The sequence below is a fragment of the Friedmanniella luteola genome, assembly GCF_900105065.1.
Classification (GTDB): domain Bacteria; phylum Actinomycetota; class Actinomycetes; order Propionibacteriales; family Propionibacteriaceae; genus Microlunatus; species Microlunatus luteolus.
On sequence record NZ_LT629749.1, the window covers coordinates 3,132,775 to 3,156,536 of the forward strand.

Annotated in this window: 21 protein-coding genes; 14 read left to right on the forward strand and 7 right to left on the reverse strand. The window is 75.4% G+C overall.

From position 1 onward, the window contains the following. Positions 1–15: 15 nt before the first annotated feature. Positions 16–2,352: a [protein-PII] uridylyltransferase gene (locus BLT72_RS14760; protein WP_280949261.1), complete on the forward strand. Its 2,337-nt coding sequence runs from the start codon at positions 16–18 to the stop codon at positions 2,350–2,352. A 153-nt stretch (positions 2,353–2,505) separates the two neighbouring features. Here the strand turns inward: BLT72_RS14760 and BLT72_RS14765 are convergent, their stop codons facing one another. Together BLT72_RS14765 and BLT72_RS14770 are read right to left on the reverse strand one after the other, a co-directional pair. Then, positions 2,506–3,447: a PfkB family carbohydrate kinase gene (locus tag BLT72_RS14765; RefSeq protein WP_091413827.1), complete on the reverse strand. Its 942-nt coding sequence runs from the start codon at positions 3,445–3,447 to the stop codon at positions 2,506–2,508. Positions 3,448–3,458: 11 nt separating this feature from the next. Beyond that, on the reverse strand, positions 3,459–4,511 hold the full coding sequence (locus tag BLT72_RS14770) for a DUF4192 domain-containing protein (protein ID WP_091413828.1): 1,053 nt from the start codon (positions 4,509–4,511) through the stop codon (positions 3,459–3,461). 139 nt (positions 4,512–4,650) lie between these two features. On the opposite strand from BLT72_RS14770, the gene BLT72_RS14775 reads away from it, so the two are divergent. The 4 genes from BLT72_RS14775 to BLT72_RS14790 all read left to right on the forward strand — a co-directional run bounded on the left by BLT72_RS14775 (position 4,651) and on the right by BLT72_RS14790 (position 7,781). After that, a complete protein-coding gene (locus BLT72_RS14775; protein ID WP_091413829.1) occupies positions 4,651–5,292 on the forward strand; it encodes a DUF4352 domain-containing protein in 642 nt (213 codons plus the stop codon). A gap of 56 nt (positions 5,293–5,348) precedes the next feature. Next, positions 5,349–6,323 carry an aldose epimerase family protein gene (locus tag BLT72_RS14780; protein ID WP_091413830.1) on the forward strand — a complete coding sequence of 325 codons (975 nt, stop codon included), beginning with the start codon at positions 5,349–5,351 and terminating at the stop codon, positions 6,321–6,323. Next, entirely contained in the window at positions 6,254–7,054 is an 801-nt protein-coding gene (locus tag BLT72_RS14785; protein WP_231930069.1) for a VIT1/CCC1 transporter family protein, read from the forward strand. The genes BLT72_RS14780 and BLT72_RS14785 overlap by 70 nt, the downstream gene beginning before the upstream one ends. Positions 7,055–7,214: 160 nt before the next feature. Continuing rightward, a complete protein-coding gene (locus tag BLT72_RS14790; RefSeq protein ID WP_091417543.1) occupies positions 7,215–7,781 on the forward strand; it encodes a rhomboid family intramembrane serine protease in 567 nt (188 codons plus the stop codon). On the opposite strand, the gene BLT72_RS14795 is transcribed toward BLT72_RS14790, so the two are convergent. Beyond that, positions 7,763–8,134, reverse strand: a complete 372-nt coding sequence (locus BLT72_RS14795) for an Hpt domain-containing protein (RefSeq protein ID WP_091413831.1) — start codon at positions 8,132–8,134, stop codon at positions 7,763–7,765. The genes BLT72_RS14790 and BLT72_RS14795 overlap by 19 nt on opposite strands. A 15-nt stretch (positions 8,135–8,149) precedes the next feature. Beyond that, positions 8,150–8,524 (reverse strand): response regulator, encoded by a 375-nt coding sequence (locus tag BLT72_RS14800; RefSeq protein WP_091417546.1) that lies wholly within the window; start codon positions 8,522–8,524, stop codon positions 8,150–8,152. 209 nt (positions 8,525–8,733) lie between these two features. On the opposite strand from BLT72_RS14800, the gene BLT72_RS14805 reads away from it, so the two are divergent. The 4 genes from BLT72_RS14805 (at position 8,734) to BLT72_RS14820 (ending at position 13,062) form a co-directional block, all read left to right on the forward strand. Beyond that, positions 8,734–10,821, forward strand: coding sequence for a sensor histidine kinase (locus BLT72_RS14805; RefSeq protein ID WP_172826085.1), 2,088 nt, complete (start codon positions 8,734–8,736; stop codon positions 10,819–10,821). A 107-nt stretch (positions 10,822–10,928) separates the two neighbouring features. Beyond that, positions 10,929–11,507, forward strand: a complete 579-nt coding sequence (locus BLT72_RS14810) for a pyruvoyl-dependent arginine decarboxylase (RefSeq protein WP_197677051.1) — start codon at positions 10,929–10,931, stop codon at positions 11,505–11,507. Continuing rightward, the gene (locus BLT72_RS14815) at positions 11,504–12,094 is read left to right on the forward strand and encodes a hypothetical protein (protein ID WP_091413833.1); all 591 of its coding nucleotides are present in this window, start codon (positions 11,504–11,506) and stop codon (positions 12,092–12,094) included. Before BLT72_RS14810 ends, BLT72_RS14815 begins: the two co-directional genes overlap by 4 nt. Before the next feature lie 107 nt (positions 12,095–12,201). Continuing rightward, positions 12,202–13,062: a response regulator transcription factor gene (locus BLT72_RS14820; protein WP_091413834.1), complete on the forward strand. Its 861-nt coding sequence runs from the start codon at positions 12,202–12,204 to the stop codon at positions 13,060–13,062. A gap of 71 nt (positions 13,063–13,133) precedes the next feature. On the opposite strand, the gene BLT72_RS14825 is transcribed toward BLT72_RS14820, so the two are convergent. Then, positions 13,134–13,571: a hypothetical protein gene (locus tag BLT72_RS14825; RefSeq protein WP_091413835.1), complete on the reverse strand. Its 438-nt coding sequence runs from the start codon at positions 13,569–13,571 to the stop codon at positions 13,134–13,136. Positions 13,572–14,088: 517 nt separating this feature from the next. On the opposite strand from BLT72_RS14825, the gene BLT72_RS14830 reads away from it, so the two are divergent. Then, the gene (locus BLT72_RS14830) at positions 14,089–15,069 is read left to right on the forward strand and encodes an NAD-dependent epimerase/dehydratase family protein (RefSeq protein WP_091413836.1); all 981 of its coding nucleotides are present in this window, start codon (positions 14,089–14,091) and stop codon (positions 15,067–15,069) included. Positions 15,070–15,091: 22 nt separating this feature from the next. Continuing rightward, on the forward strand, positions 15,092–16,063 hold the full coding sequence (locus BLT72_RS14835; protein WP_091413837.1) for an aldo/keto reductase: 972 nt from the start codon (positions 15,092–15,094) through the stop codon (positions 16,061–16,063). Between the two features lie 290 nt (positions 16,064–16,353). Here the strand turns inward: BLT72_RS14835 and BLT72_RS14840 are convergent, their stop codons facing one another. Further along, positions 16,354–19,653: a DEAD/DEAH box helicase gene (locus BLT72_RS14840; protein WP_231930071.1), complete on the reverse strand. Its 3,300-nt coding sequence runs from the start codon at positions 19,651–19,653 to the stop codon at positions 16,354–16,356. Positions 19,654–19,819: 166 nt separating this feature from the next. Here BLT72_RS14840 and BLT72_RS14845 point away from each other — a divergent pair, with 166 nt between their 5' ends. Genes BLT72_RS14845 through BLT72_RS14855 form a run of 3 tightly spaced genes read left to right on the forward strand, consistent with a single transcriptional unit; the run spans position 19,820 to position 22,424 of the window. Next, entirely contained in the window at positions 19,820–20,182 is a 363-nt protein-coding gene (locus BLT72_RS14845) for a hypothetical protein (protein WP_091413838.1), read from the forward strand. 14 nt (positions 20,183–20,196) lie between these two features. Beyond that, complete coding sequence (locus BLT72_RS14850) at positions 20,197–21,498, forward strand: cupin domain-containing protein (protein WP_231930072.1); 1,302 nt, start codon at positions 20,197–20,199, stop codon at positions 21,496–21,498. Continuing rightward, positions 21,495–22,424 (forward strand): ferredoxin family protein, encoded by a 930-nt coding sequence (locus BLT72_RS14855; RefSeq protein ID WP_197677053.1) that lies wholly within the window; start codon positions 21,495–21,497, stop codon positions 22,422–22,424. The genes BLT72_RS14850 and BLT72_RS14855 overlap by 4 nt, the downstream gene beginning before the upstream one ends. Before the next feature lie 22 nt (positions 22,425–22,446). Here the strand turns inward: BLT72_RS14855 and BLT72_RS14860 are convergent, their stop codons facing one another. Beyond that, positions 22,447–23,742: a DUF1479 domain-containing protein gene (locus BLT72_RS14860; protein ID WP_091413839.1), complete on the reverse strand. Its 1,296-nt coding sequence runs from the start codon at positions 23,740–23,742 to the stop codon at positions 22,447–22,449. Between the last annotated feature and the right edge of the window lie 20 nt (positions 23,743–23,762).

Genomic DNA, 23,762 nt, shown 5'->3' on the forward strand with positions numbered 1-23,762 from the left:
CGCCTCGACGTCGCGATCCGGTCCGGGTGGGCAACCACGTCCGGGCCGGATCGTCGGCGTCTGCTCACCGGGTGCGTCGAGGACGCGCTCGTCGAGCTGTGGGCGGAGGTGGGCGGACCGGCCACCGGCACCGCCCTCGCCTGCGTCGGCAGCCTGGCCCGCCGCGAGCTGGGCCCGCGCTCCGACGTCGACCTGGTGCTGCTGCACGACGGGCGTGACACGGCCGCCACCGACCGGTTGGCCACCAGCCTCTGGTACCCGCTGTGGGACAGCGGCGTGAAGCTCGACCACAGCGTCCGCACCCCCGCCGAGTGCGCCGACGTCGCTGCCCGGGAGCTGAGCGCCGGCGTCGGGCTGCTCGACCTGCGGGTCGTGGCCGGAGACGCCGCCCTGGTCAGCGGGGCGCGCACCGCCCTGATCGGGGCCTGGCGGGCGGGCGCCCGCAAGCGCCTGCCGGAGCTGCTGGCCTCGCTGGACGAGCGGCTCACCCGCTACGGGGACGCGGCCTACCTGCTGGAGCCGGACCTCAAGGAGGCCCGCGGCGGCTTCCGGGACATGGCCATGCTGCGCGCGCTGGCCGCCACCTGGCTGACCGACCGGCCGCACTCGGGCGTCCGCGGACCGTACGACCAGCTGCTCGACGTCCGCGACGCCCTGCACGTCAGCTCCGGTCGCACGCTCGACCGGCTGGTCGCCGCCGAGGTCGACGCCGTCGCCGAGCGGCTCGGCTTCCCCGACCCGGACGACCTGCACCGCGGCGTCAGCCTCGCGGCCCGCCGGATCGGGCACGCCGTCGACCTCACCGCCCGCAGCGCCCGGGCCGCCGTGCCGCAGCGGCGGGTGCTGGCCTTCGGCCGGCGCGAGCGCCGCCCGGACTACACCGAGGCCGAGCACGGGCTGATCGTGCACGGCGGGGAGGTGGCGCTGGGGCGCACGGCGTCACCGGCGGCACCCGCGACCGGCCTGCAGGCCGGCGCCCTCGCCGCGTCCCGCGGGCTGGTGCTGTCCCCGGTCACCGCCGAGAACCTGGGGCACCACGCGCTGGCGCTGCCCACCCCCTGGCCGGCGGACGCGCGCGAGGCCCTGCTGCAGCTGCTGTCCAGCGGGCCGCAGCTGATCCCCGTCTGGGAGGCGCTGGACCTGGCCGGCTGCATCAGCCGCTGGATCCCCTCCTGGGCCACCATCTCCGCCCGGCCGCAGCACAACCCGCTGCACCGGCACACGGTGGACCGGCACTCGGTGCAGACGGTGGCCGAGGCGCAGCGCCACCTCACCCAGGTCGAGCGGCCGGACCTGCTGCTGCTGGCCTGCCTGTTCCACGACATCGGCAAGATCCCCGGCGCCGGCGTCGACCACGCGGCGGTGGGCGCCCCCATCGCGCGGGCCGCGGTGGAGGCGATCGGGCTGCCGCCGGCGGACGCCGAGCTGGTGGAGCTGCTGGTGGAGCACCACCTCACGCTCGCCGCGCTGGCCACCAAGCGCGACCACGCCGACCCCGCCACCCAGGCCGCCCTCGTCGCGGCGGTGCGGGGCCGCGCCGACGTGCTGGACCTGCTGCGCTACCTCACCGAGTCCGACGCCCGGGCGGCCGGCCCGGCCGCCTGGTCGCCGTGGCGGGCCCAGCTGATCAACAGCCTCGCCGAGCAGGTCGAGGGACTGCTCGTGGCCGACGACAGCGCCGAGGCCTCGCGCCGGGTCGACATCCACCGGCTCGTCGACGTCGGGCTGGCCCGGTCGGTGGCGCTCGACGGGCGCCCGCGGGTGCGGGTGGAGCCGCAGCCGGGCGGGCTGCAGCTGCTGGTCGCGGCCCGGGACCGGCTCGGCCTGTTCAGCGAGACCGCCGGCCTGCTGGCCAGCCACGGTGTCCAGGTCCGCTCGGCGGTGCTGCACACGGTGGACGGGGTGGCGGTGAACACCTGGCGGGTGGACAAGCAGCTCACCACCGACGTGCCCGACCCGGCGTTCCTGGTCAAGCAGCTGGAGCGGCTGGAGCAGGGCGACACGACGGTGCTGGCCCCGGTCCGTCGGCGGGAGGCCCGGTCGCTGTCCGCCGATCCCGTCGCCGAACCCTGGGTGGAGCTGGTCGAGGACGCCAGCGAGAGCGCCGTCGTGGTGGAGGTCCGCACCCAGGACCGACCGGGCCTGCTCTACGCCCTGGGCGAGGCGGTGGCGCAGCAGCGCCTCTCCATCCGGTCGGCGCACGCCAGCACGCTCGCAGGCCTGGCGATCGACACCTTCTACCTCACCGAGGCCGACGGGGCCCGACCGGACGCCGAGCGGGCGCGCGCCGCCCTCCGCGGGCTCGGGGCCGCCGCCGGTCCCGGCCGCCCCGCCGCCGTCGCCGGCTGCTGAGGTCCGCCGGCGCCCGGTCCCGGCGACCGGACCCCGCGCGGGTGCTGCCGAGCGGGGTGGCCCTCGAACGCCCACAGGGGCCGCGAGCGCGGCCGGTGGACGGGCCCGGCGACGAGCCCAGGGGCCGGGAGCGCGGCCGGCCGGCGCGGCCCCTCAGCCGCGGGCCAGCAGCTCCTCGACCTCGGCCGTCGTCGGCGGCTGCGCGCCCTGCCGGGAGCAGACGATCGACGCCGCCGCGGCGCCCCGGCGCAGCGACTCGGCCAGACCCAGCCCGCGCTCGGCGTGGCCGTCGAGGAAGCCGGCCATGAAGGTGTCCCCGGCCCCGACCGTGTCGACGACCTCGGTCGGGAACCCGGGCACCCGGGTCACGGCGCCACCCGGCTCGACGGCGAGCCCGCCGCCGGCGCCCAGGGTGACCACGGCCAGGCCCAGGCCGTACTCCTCCACCCAGCCGGCGGCGATGGCGACCGGGTCGCCCGCGAGACCCGCCCGGGCGAGGAACTCGATGTCGGCGTCACTGGCCTTGACGACCCCGCGGCGGCGCCCGACGGCGCGCAGCCACGGCTGCACCTTGGCCCAGTAGGCCTCCGGGTCGGTGATCACCGTCGGCCGGACGTTGATGTCGTAGGAGACACCGGAGGGCACCGACGCCATCCACGCGAGCAGCACCTCGGCGCCGGGGCTGACGACGCAGGACAGCGAGGCGATGTGCAGCCAGTCCTGCGCCTGCAGCACGGGCAGCTCCTCGGCCCGCCAGCCGAAGTTCGCGGTGTCGTCGAAGTGGAAGGTGTAGCTGGCCACGCCCTCGGCGTCGAGGCTGACGACGGCGATGGACGTGGCCTGGGACGACTCCGTGGCCAGGTCCAGCTGCACGCCGGCACCGGTGATGTGGCCGCGCAGCTGGCCCCCGAACGCGTCGTCGGAGATCCGGCCGAGGAAGTGCACGTCGTCGCCCAGCTGGCCGAGCGCGACCGCGGAGTTCATCGGACCGCCCGCGGAGAGGGCCAGCCAGGTCGTCCGGAAGGTGTCGTCCGAGCTCTGCTCGTCCTGGACCAGGTCGATGAGGGTCTCCCCGCACACCACGAAACGCGTCATACCCAGGCAACCTAGTGGAGCCCCGGGACGCCGGCCACGGCGCCGACCTCGGCGCGCAGGCCGCCGACCATCTCGTCCCACAGGCTGGGCGGCAGCGCCCGCTCGCTGAGCTCGGCGAGCAGGTGGCCGAGCGTGCAGCCCGGGTCGTCGCGCTCCAGCCGCTCCACGCAGCAGTTGAGCAGGGCGCCGTTGCCACCGATCCAGGCCGCGGCCCCGAGCAGGGCGACCGGAGCCGACGCGACCTCCGGTGGCGCCACGGCCACCACCTGCGCCCAGAGCCGCTGGTGCCCCTCCGCGGCCGACCGGCTCATCAGGGCCCAGCCGACGTCGCGCACGGCGAGGTCCAGTCCCAGCACGGCCAGCCGCACGGCGACCTCCTCGTCCACCGCCCCGCCACCAGCCACCGCGGCCTCGACCGCGGCGGCCAGGGCGGCGGCCGCCGTCGGCCGGTCCACCCCGGCCCAGCGGGAGCGGGCCAGCCCCACCAGCCCGCGGAGCCGGGGCAGCGCGTCGGGGCCCGGCCCCCCGACCAGCTCGACCAGCGCGGCACGGCTCCGCCCGGCCACCAGCCCCCGGTAGACCGCCTCCGCCGCCAGCGGGTGGGCGTCGGGGTCGAACACCGCGCCGCCGGCCGGGCAGCAGCCGCTCGTGCAGCTGAGCGACCACCAGCGGGCCCGGCTGACCAGCACCACCTCGCGCACCGGCACGGCCCCGACGACGCCCGTGCGGACCTGCTCCAGGGTGGCCCGGGTGGCGCCCTGGTCGTCCCCGTAGCCGACCAGCACCAGCGCGTCGACGCCGTGCTGGGTGGTCAGCTGCCGCACCTGCGCCGCCACCCCCGGCGCGTCGGCCGGGCGCGGGAGGTCCAGCCGGGCCGTCAGCAGCACCCGGCCCCGGCGGCAGAGCACGACGACCAGCGACTCCTCGGGGTGGAAACCCAGCAGGTAGGGGATGACGGCCAGGAAGTCTGCGGGCCGTCGGACCCGGAGGCGGTGCGGGTCCGGCGGCCGGCCCCGGGAGGCGGCGGGCCGGTCGGGCAGGGGCTGCGGGCGGTGGACGGTCATGCCGCCACCCTCCGGACGGCGGCGCCGACCGCACGCCGCCCGGCCCCCCTGGGGACGGCGCGCCGGTCCGCCGGGGACCTGTGGACGGAGCGTCGCCGGGCGCGCCGCTGACCGGGCCGGACCGCGCTACCGTGGCCGGATGAGCGAGCGGCCGGGGAGCGCTGACGGCCTGGGCCGCAGCTCGGAGGGCACGCCGGACTTCGCCCAGCCGCCCCCACGGGTCGCCCCGGCCCCACCGCCTCCGCCGACGCCCCCGCTGCGGCCCGCCGGGGACGTCCCCACGTCCCGCCGGCCCGCCGTGGTCACCGCCGTCGTGGTGCTGGTGGTTGCCGCCGTGACCGCGCTCGGCACGCTGGCCGCCTGGCGGGCCGACACCCGGGCGGTCCCGGCACCCGCCAGCACGAGCCGGCCGGCGCCCAGCCCGGCGGATCCCGACCGGGACACCATCCTCTTCACCGGCGCGCACGGCACCGGGAAGCTGGCGGTCCGCGAGCACACCTGGGAGAGCGGCAGCCCCGACCGGCTGCGGCTGAGCGTCGAGCTGTCCTGCACCACCGGCACCGTCGACCACGGCCCGGACTCCTTCCAGCTGTTCGACGCCACCGGCACCCTGGTCGAGCCCTCCCCCGTGAGCGGCGGCCCGGGCTCGATCGGCTACGGCACCCTCGGTCCGGGTGAGCTGGTCCGGGGCGACGTCGTCTTCGAGGTCTCCCGCCAGGTCGTGACCCTGGTGCTCAGCGACGACGCCGGCTCGGTGACGGCGCTGCGGATCACCGACTGACCCGCGGCGCGGCTCCGTGTCCCGGTGGAGCGCGCGACACGGCCTAGGCTCTGCGGGTGCAGATCGAGCAGCTCACCGTCAACGACTGGGAGGTCCTCCGGCTCAGCGACGACACGGTCAGCCTGGACGTCGTCCCCGCGCTGGGCGGCACCGTCACGGCCCTCCGTCGCCGCTCCGACGACGCCTCGCTGCTCTGGAGCACCCCCTGGGGGCTCCGCCGCCGCGGTGCCTGGTCGCTGCCCGGCAGCTCCGAGGCGCAGATGGTCGACACCTACCCCGGCGGGTGGCAGACGCTGTTCCCCAACGGCGGCGACACCGCCGTCGTCGGCGGGGTGGAGTGGGGCCACCACGGGGAGGCCCGGCTGACCTGGCTGGACTGGGCGGTGGACGGTGAGGCGCTGGTGCTGACCGGCCGGCTGGTCCGCTCCCCCTTCACGCTCCGCAAGCGGTTCGCGCTGGAGGGCGGCGAGGTCGTCCTCGACGAGACGGTCCACAACGTCGGCGGCGAGGCCGTCGAGCTGATGTGGGGCTCGCAGCTGGCCCTGGGCGGCGACCTCGTCGGGCCCGGCAGCAGCGTCGCGACCTCGGCCAGCACGGTGCACCCCGACCCCCGGTTCAGCATCAGCACCAGCTACGACGACCTGATGCCCTGGCCCCGGTCGCACGGCCAGCGCACGGTGGTCAACCTGTCGCGGCTCCCCGGCCCCGACGCGGACGAGACCCGGCTGGCCTACCTCGCCGACTTCGACACCCCCACCGTCACGGTCCGCAGCCCCGACCGCCGGGTGGGCCTGGACCTGACCTGGGACGAGAGCTGGCCCTACCTCTGGTACTCGATGGAGGCCGGCGGCCGGCACGGCTTCCCCTGGTACTCCCGCGGCTACTTCCTGGCGCTCACCCCCGGCACCGGCTGGCCAGCGCACGGCCTCCACGAGGCCCGGCGGGCGTCCGCCACCACGACGTGGGTCCAGCCCGACGAGGAGCGCACCACGCGGGTGCGGCTGCGGGTGCACCCGGAGCCCGTCCGCTGAGCCGCCACCAGCCGGCCGGCGACGTCGGTCACGTCGACGAGCCGCACGCCTCCGGCCTGGCCAACCGGCTCAACGGGCTGCGCGCGGCCGTGCTGGGCGCCAACGACGGCATCGTCTCCGTCGCCGCGGTCGCGGTCGGGGTGGCCGGCGCGACGCCGGCGCTCGCCCCGGTGCTGACGGCCGGCGCCGCGGCGCTGGTGGGCGGCGCGGTGTCGATGGCGCTCGGGGAGTACGTGTCGGTGAGCAGCCAGCGGGACAGCGAGCGGACGCTGATCGCGAAGGAGGAGGCCGAGCTCGCCGCCATGCCGGAGGCGGAGCTCGACGAGCTGACCGAGCTGTACCGGGCGCGCGGGCTGAGCCCGACGACCGCCCGGGCGGTCGCGGAGGAGCTCACGGCCCAGGACGCCCTCGGCGCCCACCTGGAGGCCGAGCTGAACATCGACCGGGACGACCTGGTCAGTCCCTGGCACGCCGCCGGGGCCTCGGCGGCCGCCTTCGTGGCCGGGGCCCTGCTGCCGATGCTCGCCGTGCTGCTGCTCCCGCAGGCCTCCCGGGTCCTGGGGACGGTCATCGCCGTCCTGGTCGCCCTCGCGCTGACCGGGGCCGCCGGCGCGCGGCTGGGCGGCAGTCCTCTGCTGCGGCCGACCCTGCGGGTGGTCGTCGGCGGCGCGGTCGCGCTGGCCGCGACGTTCGCGATCGGCCGGCTGCTGGGCACCACCGTGCTCGGCTGACCCCCCGGACGGACCAGCCGGACCGCCGGCCAGCCCGCCGGCCGACCCGCCGCTTGAACCGCCGGGGCACCCTGGAGGTCCGAGACCGCGCCGGCGGACCCCGGCCCCGAGGAGCACCGTGAAGCAGGAGATCGTCCGCCCCGCCCGTGCGGCCCTGGTGATGGTGGCCCTGCTCGCCGCCCTGTGGCTGCTGGAGGTCGTCGACCAGCTGAGCGGCGGCGCGCTGGACGCCTACGGCATCGAGGCGCGCGAGCTGGACGGGCTGCCGGAGATCTTCACCGCACCGTTCCTGCACGCCGGCTTCGAGCACCTGCTCAGCAACACCGTCCCGTTCGCCGTGCTCGGCTTCCTCGTGCTGCTCGGCGGGGTCGCGCGCTGGCTGCTGTCCTCGCTGACCAGCATCGTGTCGTCGGGACTCTTCGCCTGGCTGCTGACCCCGGCCGGCACGGTGGTCCTCGGGGCCAGCGGGCTCGTCTTCGGCTGGCTCACCTACCTCGTCGTCCGCGGGGTGTGGTCACGTCGCCCGATCCAGGTCCTCGTCGGGCTGGCCGTGCTGCTCGTCTACGGCAGCCTCATCTGGGGCGTGCTGCCCGGCGCCGCCGGCATCAGCTGGCAGGCCCACCTCGGCGGTGCCGTCGGCGGGGTGCTGGCCGCCTGGCTGCTGCACCGCCGCCGCGCGGCCGCGCCCGCCGCCGCGCGCCGGGTGGGTCAGACCTCGTCCTGGTGATCGCCGGCCGCGGTCAGGTCCGTCCGCAGCTCGGCGAGCTGGGCCCGCACCCGTTCCCGGCCCGCGGCGTCGCCGCCGGCGGGCGGGCCGTCCCGGAACCACTGCTCCAGGTCGGCCGCCAGCACGGAGGAGCGTCGCCGGCCGAAGGTGCCGGCCGAGCCCACCACCTGGTGCGCGGCCGCCACGGCGGCCTCCCGGTGCTCGGCGTCCAGCCGACCCGCCTCGAGCGCTGCCTGCGCCTCCTCGAGGACGGCGGTCCGGGCGAGGTTGGCCTCCCGTGCGGAGGCGGCCAGCGTGCGCATCAGGGCCCGCAGGGCGTCGTCGGGATCCGGGTGGGGCTGCTCGGGTACCACGCGTCGTCCTCCGTCTCACCACCCGAGCAGCCGCGCCACCTCGGCCGGCAGGCTCATCGGGTCGAAGGGCTTCGGTATTACACCAGACACGTCGAGGTGCTCCCACTGCTGGTGCCCCTCGCCGCCGACCTTCGCGGTCAGGAAGATGACCGGGATGTCGCGGGTGGCGGGCTCCCGGCGCAGGGCCACCACGGTGCTCGGTCCGTCCATGCCCGGCATCATCACGTCGAGCAGCAGGGCGTCCGGCCGCTCGCGGAGCGCCACCTCGGCCGCCTCGGCGCCCGAGCTCGCCGTCAGGACCTCCCAGCCGCCGACCATCTCCAACGACACCTTCGCGACCTCGCGCAGCAGGTCGTCGTCGTCGACGACCAGCACTCGCCGTGCTCTCACGCCCACCGTCCCAGGAGCGCCACGTCGCCGCCCATCCTCGCCCTCACCTCCGGCCCGCCGCCGCGTGCGCGCCGCGGTCCACTCGTGTCGAGCATGCTAGCCGCGCGCCAGTGGTAGCGTCACCGTCCATGGAGAGCCATGGGCGTCTCCAAGGTTCGGGGGCTTGGCGATTCGGTGTTTTCAGCGCGATCACAGGGCTCGTCTCCCTGGTGCTAGCTGCGCTGCTGTCGAGTGACCTCCCGGCCGAGGTCAGGACCCTCATCAGCGGCTGCGCCCTGGTCGGCGTCGGCCTGACCGCCTGCATCTCGTGCCGCTACCGGGCCACGCGCAGCATCGGCCTCCGGCGACGGGCCTACCACCTCTGGTCGCTGGCCTGCCTGAGCGCGGCGCTGGGCAACCTGGGCCTGATGCTCAACGGCGCGCAGCGCGACCGCCAGACCATCTCCGCCAGCGACATCACGCTGCTCGCGACGCTGCTGCTGGCCGCGGCCGGCGTCATCACCTTCCCGCTGGCCCGCCGTCGGGGCACCGACCTCGTCCGCATGCTGCTGGACGGGGTCGTCGTCGGTGGCTCGATCCTGGCCGTGGTGTCCATCCGCACCTGGTCGCAGGTCGCCGCGATGGACCCGGTCGTCGCCGTGGTCAACCTCATCGCCCCGGTCATCGACATCGTGGTCGCCACCTTGGCGACGCTGCTGTTCATGCGCAGCGCGCGCGGTGACCGGTCGGTCCTCGGCGCGACCGCCATCGGTTTCACCCTGTACGCCATCTCGGACCTGCTGTACGCACTCCGGCTGGTCGGCACCGGGAGCTTCGAGCTGGGCACCCCCGTCGACCTCGGCTGGATGGCCGGCTACGCGTTGATCGCGTGGTCGGTGGCCAACGCCTCCACCCCCGACGCCCGCCAGGACGAGGGGCAGGTCGAGAGCTCCCCGGTCATCGGGACGGCCACCGTCTTCACCGTCTTCCTGCTGGCCGCCCTGCTCAGCCTCGTCGGCGTCGAGGAGGTCCGCGTCAACTTCGTCTCAGGGGTGCTCTGGGCGGTCGTGCTGCTCGCCGTGCTGGGGAGGCAGTTCTTCCTCGTCATCGACAACGAGCAGCTGCGCCGCACCCTCGAGCAGCGGGTGGTCGAGCGGACCCGCTCGTTGCGGCAGGTGACCCGGCAGAGCGACCTGCTGGTCAACTCCGTGGGGGACGGCATCTACGGCGTCGACCGCTTCGGCCTGATCACGTTCGTCAACCCGGCGGCCGCGGACGCGCTGGGCTACGAGGCGCTCGAGCTGATCGGGCACGACGCGCACGCCACGTTCCACGCCCCCGCACCCAGCGGCGTGTCCTACCCGGCGGACAGCTGCTACATCGTGGAGGCGATCCGCGACGGCCTGGTCACCAGCGCCGAGGAGGACAGCTACCTGCGCGCCGACGGGCTGGAGATCCCCGTCGAGGTGACGGCGACCCCGCTGACCGACGACGGGGCCACCCTCGGCGCGGTCGTGGTGTTCCGCGACGTCACGCAGCGCCGGGAGGTCGACCGGCTCAAGAACGAGTTCGTCTCGATGGTCAGCCACGAGCTGCGCACGCCGCTGACCGCGATCCGCGGCTCCCTCGGCCTGCTGGCGGGCGGGGCGCTGGGCGCGCTGACGCCGGCGGCCAGCCGGATGGTGGACATCGCCCTGGTCAGCAGCGAACGGCTCACCCGGCTCATCAACGAGATCCTCGACCTGGAGCGGATGGAGGCCGGCGCCCTGCCGATGGAGCTGCACGACCTCCCGGCGGCCGGCCTGGTGCGGACCGCCCTCGAGCAGGCGTCGGTGCTGGCCACCGAGGCCGGCGTGGCGCTGCGGGTGGTCCACGCCGAGGGCGTGGTGCGGGCCGACGAGGACCGCGTCGTGCAGACCCTGCTGAACCTGCTCGGCAACGCCATCAAGTTCTCCGACCCCGGCCAGGAGGTGACGGTGCAGAGCGTGCGGCGGGGCAGCTTCGTCGAGTTCGAGGTCTCCGACTCCGGCCGCGGGATCCCCGAGGACAAGCTGGACGCCGTGTTCGCCCGCTTCCAGCAGGTCGACTCCTCCGACGCCCGGGAGAAGGGCGGCTCCGGGCTGGGGCTGGCCATCAGCCGGAGCATCGTCGAGCGGCTCGGCGGCCGGATCTGGGCGCGGAACAACGACGACGGCGGAGCGGCCTTCCGCTTCACCCTGCCCGCGTCCCTGGCGGCCCCGCACGCCAGCCCGCCCCGCACCGCCGAGGCCGCCCTCCAGGCCCGCGACCGCGTGCCCGACCCGGCCCCCGCCGGGTGAGGCGACCGTCCAGCCCTCTCCCGTCGAGCCCGCCCCCGCCGACCCGCACCGCCGCGGAGCGCCGTGCCACCCGCCCCGACAAGCCCTCAGCCCCCCAGGAGGACACCGTGCCGTCATCGCAGGTCCAGGTCTCGACCCCACCAGCCCCCGACCACCGGGCCGGGCACCCCGCGCTGACGCAGCTGCGGATCCGGATGAGCAGCAGCCGGGCGGAAGGGCCCACGAGGCTGGCGGCCTTCGACGCCGCGCTGGTGGCCGCCGGCCTGGCGAACTTCAACCTGCTGCCGCTCAGCTCGGTGATCCCCGTCGGGGCCGCCGTCGACGTCGTGCCCCCGGCTGACCAGCTCAAGGGCCGTCACGGCGACCTCCTGTACTGCGTCTACGCCGCCTCCTACGCCACCACCCCGGGCGCCCAGGCCTGGGCGGGGATGGCCTGGGCCCTCCAGACCGACGGTTCGGGCGCGGGGCTGTTCGTGGAGCACAGCAGCACGACCGAGGCCGACCTGCACGCGCACCTGGGCGCCACCCTCGGCGCCATGATGGAGAACCGGGAGCAGGACTACGTCGAGGGCGGCCGGCTCGTCGCCTCGGCGACCTGCACCGCGGCCCCGGTCGCCGCCCTGGTGGTCGCCAGCTACCAGACCGCCGGCTGGCACCCGGCCCCCGTCCCGGGCGCTGCCCGGTGAAGGGCCTCGCCCGCGCCGACCGGACCGAGGACCTCGGTCAGCACGGCCAGTGGCGCTTCACCCGGGAGTACCACGTCGAGCCCGGCATGGCGCTGGCCTTCTACGAGCTCTACGAGGCCGCCTTCGGCCCCCTGCGCACGCGCGCGATGGCCCGGCAGGTGCTGACGGAGGCCGAGTTCGCCACCCAGATGGTCGACGAGGCGGTCATCAAGTACGTGGCCTGGGACGCCGACGACCGGCCGGTGGGGATGTGCACCATGACCCGCCGGTTGGAGACGGTCCCATGGATCAGCCCCGAGTACTTCGCCGACCGCTACCCGGAGCAGTGGGCCCGCGACGCGGTCTGGTACTTCGGCTTCGTGCTGACCCACCCCAGCCAGCGGCACGCCCGCTTCCTCGAGCAGATGGTGGAGATCGGCATCCGGGACCCGCTCGCCGACCGCGCCGTCTGCGGCTACGACATGTGCGCCTTCAACGTCGACACGCTCCCCCTCGGGCAGCGGCTGGCCGACGCGTTCGAGCGGGTCACCGGCCACGCGCCGGAGCGCGCCGACGGGCAGTACTACTACACCCTGGACTTCACGTGAGCACCACCCGCCCCGGGCCCGGGTCCGGCCCCACGTCGTCCGGTCCCCCCGGGTCCGCCCGCCGCGACGACGTGCCCACCTCCAGAACGGTCGGTACCGTCATGAGCATGACCACCGGGTCCTCCCCCACCACCCTGCCGAACCAGCCGGCGGGCCGGGTGGCGGTCGTGATCGAGGACGACGCGGACATCCGCAACCTGCTGAGCGCGATCCTCACCCAGGCCGGCTTCACCTGCCACGCCAGCGGGACCGGCGCCGAGGGCATCGAGGCGGTGCGGTCCCACCAGCCGATCGTCACGACCCTGGACATCAGCCTGCCCGGCATCGACGGGTTCGAGGTCGCGCGCCAGATCCGCGCCTTCAGCAGCACCTACATCATCATGCTGTCGGCGCGCGACGAGGAGATCGACACCTTGATGGGGCTCGACGCCGGGGCCGACGACTACCTCACCAAGCCCTTCCGACCGCGCGAGCTGCGGGCGCGGATCGAGGCCATGCTGCGCCGGTACCACCTGCCCGGGCTGACGGAGTCCGGCGGACCGGCCCCGGCGGCCGTCCCCGCGGCGGCCCCGGGCGCCGCACCGGGCGGCGGGACGGCCGCCGTCGACGACCACGACGACGAGGCCGGCTGGCTGGAGCACAACGGGCTCCGGATCAACGAGGAGATGTGGCTCTGCGACGTCGACGGCTCGACCGTCGAGCTCACCCGCAGCGAGTTCGACCTGCTGCTGGCGATCATGCAAGGGGCCCGCCGGGTCATCAGCAAGGACGCCCTCGCCCTGGAGCTGCGCGGCGACTACGCCACCACCGGCTACGTGTCCGACTCCGACAAGCGGGCGGTCGAGGTGCACATGGCCAACCTGCGCCGCAAGCTGAACGACCCGGTCGGCGCGCCCCGGTTCATCGAGACTGTGCGCGGGGTGGGCTACCGGTTGGCCGACGCCCGCCGCTCCACCGCCCGTCGCTGACCTCCCGCACCGCCGGACGCGACCGACGGCCGGGTCCTCCCGGACCGGGCCGTCGGTGTCATCCGTGCGGTCTACGCGACCGGCTCGCCGAGGCGCCGGGCGACCTCGGCCGCCTCGACGGCCATCCGTGCGGTGAGCGTCTCGAGCTCCTCGGTGCCGCCTCCCTCCAGGGCCGTCCGCAGCTGGCGGACGGCGGCGGCGAGCCCGCTCGCCCCCACCATCGCACTGCTCGACTCCAGGCTGAGCAGCGCGACGTGCGCCGGTTCCACCTCGTGGTCCACGACCAGGCGTTCGATGGTGGCCACGCGCCCGTCGAGCAGGTCCAGGTAGTCCTGCCGGAAGCAGGCCATCATGTCCTGCTCCTGCGGCGTCATCTGCCACTCGCGGGTAGGAGCGGCCGGCCGCGACGCCTGGGGCGCCTCGGCCGACCGGTCCCGCGGCCCGTGCGGGTGGACGGACCGCTCCCCGTGCGACAGGTCGGGACCGTTCCCGGCCTCCCCTGCCGGCATCAGGCGCTCCCCCGAGTCGACCTGACACCCGGACCACGACCGGTCCCCCCGACCGGACCGCGGCCCCGCACCTGGCTCGTCCTCGCGGACGAGCCGTTGCCCAGAGGGGAGTCCAGCGGCTGGGCCGGACTCCTCCCTGGCGACCGCAGCAGCGCCTGCCCTGGCTCCCCCGAACCGGGCCGCGCTGGCGACCACCTCTGCTCGACCCCGTGCACCCGTCCCTCGCCGTGACCGGCCGCGTCCCCTCGGGCGCCGACCAGCGGTCCGGACCGGACTGCCAGGGCACCAGGGCGCTCGACCAGCCGGCCTGCCATGGTGTCCATCTGCAGTCCTCCTCGATGTGCACAGGGCCTGAGGCCCTGGATCAGGACTCCCCCAGTCCCGACATGGAGGAGTCTGCTGGGAGCGTCTCTGCCCGTTCTCGGTATTGGGGCAGGTAATCCTCAGGATTGGCTCAAGATCACCTTGTCACGACGCCCGGGGGCGGCGCCAACCGGGACGTGGTGGACTGCTGCCCATGCGCATCGCGGTGATCGGCGGCTCCGGCCACATCGGCTCCTTCCTGCTGCCCCGGCTGGTCCGGGCCGGCCACGAGGTCCTCAACCTCAGCCGGGGCGGGTCCCGGCCCTACACCGACGACCCGGCCTGGGCCGAGGTCCGGGCTGTGGCGGTGGACCGGCACGCCGAGGACGCGGACGGCACCTTCGGGGCGCGGGTCGCCGGGCTGGAGGCGGACGTCGTCGTCGACCTCATCTGCTTCACCCCCGCCTCGGCCGTGGCCCTCGTCGACGCCCTCCGGGGCCGCACCGGTCACCTGCTGCACTGCGGCTCGATCTGGATGCACGGACCCAGCTCCCGCATCCCGCTGACGGAGGACGACGAGCGGCACCCCGTCGGGGAGTACGGCGTCGGCAAGGACGCGATCGCCCGGCTGCTGCAGGAGGAGACGGCGGCTGGCGGGCTGCCCACGACGTCCCTGCACCCGGGCCACATCAGCGGCCCCGGGTGGGCGCCGATCACCCCGCTGGGCAACCTCGACCACGGCGTGTGGGAGCGGCTGGCGCGCGGTGAGGAGGTGCTGGTGCCGGGCACCGGGTCGGAGCTGCTGCACCACGTGCACGCCGACGACGTCGCGGTGGCCTTCCAGCTGGCCCTCGAGCAGCCGGCCGCGGCGCACGGCGAGGTCTTCCACGCCACGGCGGCGCGGGCGATGACCGTCCGCGGCCTGCTGGAGGTGGCGGCCGGCTGGTTCGACCGGGAGCCGGTCACCCGCACCGTCGGCTGGGACGAGTTCCGGGCGGCCACCCCCACGGCGTTCGCCGAGCAGAGCTGGGACCACCTGTGGCGCAGCCAGTTCGCCTCGCCCGCGAAGGCGGGCCGACTGCTCGGGTTCACCCCTGGCGAGCCCGACGTCGCCGTCCGGGAGGGCGTGGAGTGGCTGCGCCGGCACGGTGACCTGCAGCACCTCGGGGCCCCACCCGCTCGTGACCTTGTGTAACGAAGGTGTCACGCTAGGGGGCATGGAGTACACCCACCTCGGCCGTACCGGCCTCAGCGTCTCGCGTCTCTGCCTCGGCACCATGAACTTCGGTCCGCAGACCGAGGAGACGGTCGCCCACGGCATCATGGACACCGCCCACGCGCAGGGCGTCAACTTCTTCGACACCGCGAACGGCTACGGCGGCGAGGGCCACCGCGGCTGGACCGAGGAGATCATCGGTCGGTGGTTCGCCCAGGGCGGCGACCGTCGCGAGAAAACCGTGCTGGCCACGAAGGTCTACGGCGACATGGGCACCTGGCCCAACGAGGGCAAGCTCTCCGCCCTCAACATCCGCCGGGCCCTGGACGCCAGCCTCAAGCGGCTGCAGACCGACTACGTCGACGTCTACCAGTTCCACCACATCGACCGGAACACCCCCTGGGACGAGATCTGGCAGGCGATCGACGTCGCCATCACGCAGGGCAAGATCCTCTACGCCGGCAGCAGCAACTTCGCCGGCTGGCACATCGCGCAGGCCCAGGCCGCCGCCGAGAAGCGGAACAGCGTCGGGCTGGTCAGCGAGCAGTCGCTCTACAACCTGCTGGTCCGCGACATCGAGCTCGAGGTGATCCCGGCGGCCGAGCACTACGGCCTCGGCATCATCCCCTGGTCGCCCCTGCAGGGCGGGCTGCTGGGCGGTGTGGTCAAGAAGACCGAGGAGGGCAAGCGGCGCCTCGAGGGCCGCTCCGCCCAGAGCCTGGAGGAGCACCGCGACCAGCTGACGGCGTACGAGGACTTCGCCGAGCAGCTCGGTCACCAGCCCGGCGACCTGGCGCTGGCGTGGCTGCTGCACCAGAAGGCGGTCACGGCCCCCATCATCGGGCCGCGCACCCCGGAGCAGTTCGACGGCGCCCTGCGGGCCGTCGAGATCCGGCTGGACGACGCCGCCCTCGCGCGGCTCGACGAGATCTTCCCGGGCCACAAGACCGCCCCGGAGGACTACGCCTGGTAGGTCGTCGCGACCCCGCCCGGACAGCCGTGTGCCTCCCACCCCTGCCGGGGTGGGAGGCACACGTGCTCCCGAGCGCTGCGCCGTGTCCGGCCCGGCCGGGGCGTCGGGTCGCGTCCGTGCTCCCTCCCCCAGGGGCGAGCTCCGGACGCGGACCCGATCGGCGACCGGCCGCCGAGGTGGCCCCGCCGGCGACTGAAATCGATTTTAGGTGCTGCCGCGCACGGGTTGTCGAGACCCGTGTCCGCTTCCGGTCAGTGACCAGTAGTGGACACGGCCTGGACGCGCGGGGGTCACCCGGTGACGAGCGCACGGATGTCGTCGGCGGTCAGGCGGGCGCCGGCCAGCGCGTCCTCGCCGAGCACCGAGCTGAAGAGCGCGCCCTTGCGGGCCTTCAGCTCCATCACCTTCTCCTCGATCGTGTCCTTGGCGACCATCCGGTAGACCATCACCGTCTTGTCCTGCCCGATCCGGTGCGTGCGGTCCACGGCCTGCGCCTCCGCGGCCGGGTTCCACCACGGGTCCAGCAGGAAGCAGTAGTCGGCCTCGGTCAGGTTGAGCCCGAAACCGCCCGCCTTGAGGCTGATCAGGAACACCGGCGCCTCCCCGCCGCGGAACCGCTGCACCGCCGCGTCGCGGTCCCGGGTGGCGCCGTCGAGGTAGGCGTAGGCCATCCCGGCGGCGTCGAGCCGCTCCCGCACCCGGGCGAGGAAGCTGGTGAACTGGCTGAACACCAGCGCCCGGTGCCCCTCGGCGACCAGCTGCTCGAGGTCGGCCACCAGCAGCTCGGTCTTGGCCGACGGCACGCCGGCGTGCTCCGGGTCGACCAGCGCGGGGTCCAGGCTGAGCTGCCGCAGCCGGGTCAGGGACCCCAGGATGGTGAAGCGGTTGGCCTCGACGTCCTCGAGCAGGCCGAGCACCTTCTGCCGCTCCCGCTGCAGGTGGGTCTGGTAGATCCGCAGGTGCTTCGGCTGCAGCACCACCTCGAGCACCTGCTCCTGCTTGGGCGGCAGCTCCGGCGCGACGCTCTCCTTCGTGCGGCGCAGCACCAGCGGCCGGATCCGCCGCCGGAGCTGGGCCAGCCTGTCCCGGTCCCCGGCGCGCTCGATCGGGCGCCGGTAGTAGGCGGTGAAGCGGTCGGGGTCGGGGAACAGCCCGGGTGCGGTGAGCGAGAGCAGGGCCCACAGGTCCATCAGCGTGTTCTCCAGCGGCGTGCCGGTGACCGCCACCGTGAAGGGCACGGCCACCCGCCGGGCACTCAGGTAGGTCTTGGAGCGGTGGTTCTTGACGAACTGCGCCTCGTCGAGCACCAGACCGGCCCACGGCTGGGCGGCCCACACCTCCTCGTCGATGCGCAGCAGGGCGTAGGAGGTGACGACGACGTCGGCCCCGGTCACCAGCGCCGCCAGCGACCGCTCGGCGCCGCCCCGGCCCCGGGTGCGCTTGGCCTCGGACTCCCCGACGACGACCACCCGCAGGCCCGGGGTGAAGGTCGCCGCCTCGCGCGACCAGTTGGTCACGACGCTGGTGGGGGCGACCACGAGGAACGGCGGCCCCGGACCGCGCTCCCGCGCGTGGGCGACCAGGGCGAGGACCTGCAGCGTCTTGCCGAGCCCCATGTCGTCGGCCAGCACGCCGCCGAGCCCGTGCGCCTCCAGGTGGGCCAGCCACCGGAACCCCTCGCGCTGGTAGGGCCGCAGCTCCGCGCGCAGGCCCGCCGGATCGGCGACCGGTGCGACGTCGAGCACCCCCGCCAGCCCGCGGACCGCCCGGGTCCAGCGGGTGGACGCCTCCAGCACCGAGCCCAGGCCCACCAGGTCCTGCCACAGGCTCGCCTGCGCCCGGCTGATGGTCAGGCCGGGGTCGTCGTCGTGCTCGTCCTCGGTGAGCGCCTTGGACTCCTCGATCAGGTCGCGGAGCCGGTGCAGCTCGGGCCGGTCGAGCGAGAAGTAGACCCCCGTCTCCAGGACGAGGAGCTCGTCGCCGCGGGTCAGCGCGGCGAACAGCTGCTCGAAGGGGACGGCCTCGCCCTCCAGGGTGACCTCGATGTGCAGGTCGAACCAGTCGGTGCTGCCGTCCCGCTCCCGCGTCGAGACGGCGACGGCCGGCTCGGCGTCGCTGCGCCGGTAGGCCACCACCTCCCCCTCCAGCTCGACGGCGACGCCCGCCTGCTCGAGCAGCGGCAGCACCCGGTCGACGAAGACGAGGGCGGCCGGCTCCTCCAGCTCGGCCCGCGCCGCCGGGCGGGGCGGCGCCGAGCCGGGCGCGGCCAGGACGGGCAGCTCGGCGTAGGGCAGCGGCAGCGCCTCCACCAGCGCGGCCTCCGCCACCGGGTCACGCAGCCCGGGCCGGCCGACCGGCTCGTCGAGGGCGTGCTCGCGGGCCCGGTCGCCGTGGCCGTAGCGCACCGACCAGGCGAGGGCGACCCGGTGCCCGGGCTGGAAGGCCACGCGCAGGGCCAGCCCGGGCACGACCCGCTCGGGCAGCGCGACCGAGCCGTCGGTGGAGCCGAGCCCGACCTTGTGCCCCAGCGGCGGCGCGAACTCGGCCAGGAACCGCTCCTCGTCCCGCGCGGGCACCATCAGCGGCCGGGCGTCGACGACGAGCTGGCGGAGCTCCCGGCTCAGCAGCGACTCCAGGCGGGACACGAGCAACCGCTCGGTGCCCTCGGCGTCGGTGGAGACGGTGAAGACGCCGTGCGCGGGCTCGCCGAGGACGCCGACCGAGGGCAGGTCCAGGCGGCGACCGGCGAGGACGACCCGGGGCCCGACCAGCAGGCCGGCGGCCCCGGCCCGGCGCACGTCGAGGGTGACCGAGGCCCGCTCGGTGGTGCGCAGCGGGCCCAGCAGCGGCTTGGCGGTGACCAGGTCGAGCTCGGCCGTCGCAGCCTGGTCGAGCAGGGCCCAGAAGGCGCTGGTGACGGTGCTCAGCGACAGCCACGGCGTCCGGGGCAGTGCGTAGCGGGCGCCGGCACCGGCGGCGGCGCGGAACTGCAGGAGCAGCTCGCGGTGCTCGGCCCGGTAGGAGCGCGCGACGAAGTCCAGGTCCTCCCAGGAGATGCCGCTGCGCACCCAGCCGCCGCTGCGCCCCTGCCGCACCGGCCGCATCCGCAGGTCCTGGCGGCCGGCGTAGCCGCGGTAGGCCGGGATCTTCTCGACCTCGAACTCGAGGCCCAGCGGCGCGGCGGTCTCCACCGGCTCCGGGTCGGGGGCGGCCAGCAGCCGCTCCAGGGCCACCTCCCACTCCGGACGGTCCACCTGCTCGCGCAGCTTGGTGCTGGTCCGGGCCACGACGAGCACGGCGGCGGCGTGCTTGCAGTCCAGCACCACGGGGCAGGTGCACTGGCCGCGGTAGACCGTCGTCGCGCCCGAGCGGGACGCCCCCAGGTGCACCGTGACCGCGTAGTCGTCGCGGTAGCTGCCACGGACGCGGCCCGAGACCGTCATCGCGTCCTCGTCCAGCTCGACGTCGTGCACCCGGCCCGACCGGGCGTAGACGAGGGCGCGCGCGAAGGCCTCGCTGCCGACCATGGCGGTGATCGCCTGGTTCCCCAGCAGCGAGTCCCAGGAGGGCACGCTGCTCGGGACCGGCACGCCCGCGATGCTAGTCGGCACCCCTGACACCGGCCGGGGGCCGCGGAGCCCCCGGACCCCGGCGGGGGCGCGGTTGGCGGCGGGTGCGACAGTGGTGCCGGAGCGCCCCCGAACGGCGCCCGAGACCCCACCCGCACCCCGGCGGGGGGAACGAGACGGAGGATCGATGAGCGAATCGACGCAGGGTCCGAGCCAGGGCGCGGCGGACCTCGAGGGACCGGCCGACGGCGGCGCTGACGGCATCACCGGCATCCAGGACGGCGGCGCGGACGGCGGCGCCGACAGCGGAGCCGAGGGTCCCGCGGACGGCGGCGCCGAGGGCACCGCGGGCGTGCAGGACGGCGGTGCTGACGGCGGTGCCGAGGGTCCGGCCGACGGCGGCGCGGACGGCACCCCGGGCGTCTCCGACGGTGGAGCCGACGGCGGCGCGGACGGCGGCGCCGACGGTGGCGCCGAGGGTCCGGCCGACGGCGGCGCGGACGGCACCCCGGGCGTCTCCGACGGTGGAGCCGACGGCGACGCGCACTGAGCGCTGGGCCTTCCTTGAACCACACCACCTCCTCCGTCGACGCCCGGGCCGCGGGCCCGGGCGTCGACAGCGGTGCGGGCGGACCGGACGGGGCGGACCGCACGCCCGGCGCGCGCGCCGGGCGTGCGGTGCTCCCCCGGCTGGTCGCCCTCGACGCGGAGACCTTCGCGCGGGAGCACTGGGGCCGCCGGGCGCTGCTGTCCACCGCCGCCGAGCTGCCGCAGGACTTCAGCGACCTGCTGAGCGCCGACGCCGTGGACGAGCTGGTCTCCGAGCGGGGCCTGCGCACCCCGTTCCTGCGGGTGGCCAAGAACGGCACGACGCTGGCCGAGCGCTCCTTCACCGCCCCGGGCGGGGTCGGCGCGGGCGTCGCCGACCAGGTCAGCGACGACAAGCTGGTGGACCTGTTCGCCGACGGCTCGACGATGGTGCTGCAGGCGCTGCACCGGGTCTGGCCGCCGGTCCTCGCGTTCTGCCAGCAGCTGGCGGGCGAGCTGGGCCACCCCGTGCAGGCCAACGCCTACGTCACGCCGCCGCAGAACCAGGGGTTCAGCAACCACTACGACGTCCACGACGTGTTCGTGCTGCAGATCGAGGGCGAGAAGCGCTGGCAGATCCACGCGCCCGTCCTGGAGTCGCCGCTGCGCGACCAGCCCTGGAGCGACCGGAAGGCGGCCGTCGCCGCCCGGGCCGCCGAGGAGCCGCTCCTCGAGGCGGTGCTCCGCCCGGGTGACTGCCTGTACCTGCCGCGCGGCTTCCTGCACGCGGCGACCGCCCTGGGCGGGGTCAGCACCCACCTGACCATCGGCGTGCACAGCTGGACCCGCTACGCGCTCGCCGAGCAGCTGCTGCAGCAGGCACTCCGCACGGTGGCCAGCGACCCAGCCGTCCGCGGCTCGCTGCCCCTGGGGGTCGACCTCGGCCGGCCCGACGACCTGGCCGACGACGTCGACGCGGTCCGGGCCGCCCTGGTGGCGGCGCTGGGCTCGGCCGACCTGGAGCGGCTCTCCGACGTCCTGCACGGCAGCGCCCGGGCCAGCCAGCGGGCCGCGCCCGTCGGCCCGCTGCGCCAGCTGCGGACCGCCGAGCACCTGCAGCCCGGCACCGTGCTGGTGCTGCGCGCCCACCTCACCGCCCGGCTGGTGGCCCGCGGCACCGGCGGCGTGGTCCGGAGCCGGGCCGCCGACCTCGTCGTCGACGCGGTCGACCTGCCCGCCGTCCGCCGGCTGCTGGAGACCGGGAGCGCCACGGCCGCGGAGCTCGGCGACGAGCTGGCCCGGCGGCTGGTGCTCGGCGGGCTGGTCGTCGCCGGGTGAGCCTGCCCGCTCCGACGGGCGGGCCGGTCGTCCCGCCGCGCTGCGCGGACGCGGCCGACCAGCGGGGTGACCCGGTGGTCGGGACCGCCCCGCCCGCCCGGCGCTGGCTGCTGCTGGAGCACCCCGGACCGTGGCGGGTCGACGCGGTGGCGGGCTCGGGGATCGACCCCGGCGTGCTGGGTCCGCTGACCGCGGCCGCCGCCCGGACGGCGACGCGCGTCCTGCTCATCCGCCGACCCGGCCGCACCGCGGTGCCGGACGGGCGGACCTGGCTGCTCACCGGTCCCACCACCGGGACCGTCGAGGGCCGCTGGCGCTCCGACGCCGAGCTGGCGGGCGCGCTCGCCGCGCTGGCGGCGCCCGACCCGGACCCGGCCCTGACCGGTCCGTCGGCTCCTGTGGTGCTGGTCTGCGCGCACGGCGTGCACGACACGTGCTGCGCGGTGCGGGGCCGGCCGGTGGCGGCGGCGCTGGCCGAGGTCCACCCCGGTCAGGTCTGGGAGTGCAGCCACGTCGGCGGCGACCGCTTCGCCCCCAACGTCGTCGTGCTCCCCGACGGCTACTACTACGGGGGCCTGACCGCGACCACCGCCGTCGCCACCGTGGCCGCGCACCAGGCGGGCCGGGTGCAGACCGAGCACCTGCGGGGGATGTCGCGCTTCACGCCGCCGCAGCAGGCCGCCGTCGTGGCCGCGCACGCCGCCTACGGGCCGCTCGCCGCGGGCGCGGTGGTGGTCACGGGTTCGCAGACCCAGGGGCCGGCCGGTGCCGCCGGGTCGCGCACCGTCGTCGACCTACGGGTGGCGGGGCTGCCCGGCGCCCTCCGGGCGGAGGTGCTCGCCGTGCGTCGGCCGCCGGCCCGGCTCACCTGCCGGGCCGCCCGGGACACCCCGGCCACCGCGTACCGGGTGGAGCGGCTCGGCTGAGCCGACCACCCGGCCCGGAGGCTCAGACCGGCGCGGCCTCCAGGCCCAGGCCGCGTCGGCCGATCGCGTTGAGGTCCTCGACCGCGAACCGGTCGGGCCACTCCGCCTCGTAGTCCTCGACGGGGAAGTCACCCGGGCTCCGGCCGGCCAGGAAGGCCTCGCGGACCCCCGCCACGTAGGCCTCGTTCTTGGCGCACCGCGGGGCGGCCGGGATGTACATGACGTTGCCCCAGCCCTGCTGGTCGGTGACCGGCGCGACCGCGTGGATCATGTCGCAGTGCCACCAGACCGAGTCGCCCGGCCGCACGTCGGGGATGCCCGACAGGCCCTCGAGCAGCAGGGGGTGCCACTTCTCGTTGACCGGGAACGTCCGGTTCGGCTGCACGCCGCACATCTCGTCCTCGGGCACGTCGTCGAGCAGCGGCCGGAGCATCAGGTAGGCCATCGCCTTCGGGATCGGCACCGTGTGCAGGACGCCCTGGTCGTGGTCCATCTCGCTGAGCGCCGTCCAGCCCTGGAAGGTGCGGAACGCCGAGCACATCGTCGAGCCCGGGTACTGCACCGCCTCCGTGCGGTAGGCCGCGTCCCAGGGGTCGTAGGCGGCGACATCACCCGAGAACAGGTGCCGGAAGTGCCGCTGGTAGCCCTCGGACATCCAGAGGTCGAGCGTCCCGGGGTCGAGGTGGGTGCCCAGCCCGCCCGAGTTCGTGCCCGGCGGGCGGCGCCGGATCCGGTCGGGGTACATGGTGTCGACGTCGGGGTCGAACCAGACCTGCCCCTCGGACTCGTGGGTCCAGCGGGCGTTGAGGAAGGACTGCACCGTGGCCATCCGCGGGGACTGCCGCGCCTCCATCTGCGAGCGCGACCAGTAGATGGGGTAGATCTCGGGCTTGGACATCGACAACGTGCCGAAGAAGTCGTCGGCCGGGCCGGTGTAGTGGTCGAAGAAGTGGTTGCCGTCGACGTAGTCGACCGCCGCCCGGTCCCAGTCCTCCGCCTGGGCCCGCGGGAAGTGGCCGCGGACGACCGCACAACCGCGCCGGGCCAGCTGGGCCAGCTGCGCCTCGCTGACCGTGCCCGCCTCGATGTCGGCGTAGTCGATCTCCGGCCACACCTCCTCACCGCGGGCCTTCGTCGCCGCGATGTCGGCGACCTCGGCGCGGATGTGCTCCTCCACCTCGGCGAAGACGTCCGCGACGTTGCGCCCGGACGCCTCGATCCGGGCCCGCAGGGCGCGCTTGATCGCCACCGTCGCGGCGGGGATGTCCTCGGGGATGGTCTCCCAGTGCGGCAGACCCGTCGGGGTGTCGGTGCTCATCGTCGAACCTCCAGTATTGG